This window comes from Corynebacterium sp. HMSC074C01, assembly GCF_001814605.1.
GTDB lineage: Bacteria > Actinomycetota > Actinomycetes > Mycobacteriales > Mycobacteriaceae > Corynebacterium.
In genome coordinates this window covers 1-441 of record NZ_KV817236.1, presented here as the reverse complement: position 1 = coordinate 441, position 441 = coordinate 1, and the positions used below count along the sequence as shown (strand labels likewise).

The window sequence follows — 441 nt, the reverse complement described above, 5'->3', positions numbered from 1 at the left end:
TGTTGGTTGTGTGTTCGTTATTTAGGGCGCATGGTGGATGCCTTGGCATGCTGAGCCGATGAAGGACGTGTAAGGCTGCGTTAAGCCTCGGGGAGTTGTCAATAAAGCGTTGATCCGAGGATGTCCGAATGGGGAAACCTGGCACCTGTTATGGGGTGTTACCCTTCAGTGAATTCATAGCTGTTGTGGGGGTTTACGCGGGGAAGTGAAACATCTCAGTACCCGTAGGAGAAGAAAATAAAATTTATGATTCTGCTAGTAGTGGCGAACGAACGTGGATGAGGCTAAACCGTGTGCATGTGATACTTGGTAGGGGTTGTGTGTGCGGTGTTGTGGGCCCCAATGGACGGTGACTACCATCATCGTGCTTGTGTGTTGTTGTTAGGTGAAGTGGTGTGGAAACGCCTACCGTAGAGGGTGATAGTCCCGTAGTTGAAGGCT

The 441-nt window shown here is 50.3% G+C and carries 1 rRNA gene; it reads left to right on the top strand.

From position 1 onward, the window contains the following. Window positions 1-10 precede the first annotated feature (10 nt). Window positions 11-441 (top strand): 23S ribosomal RNA (locus tag HMPREF2978_RS13310); the annotation flags it as partial.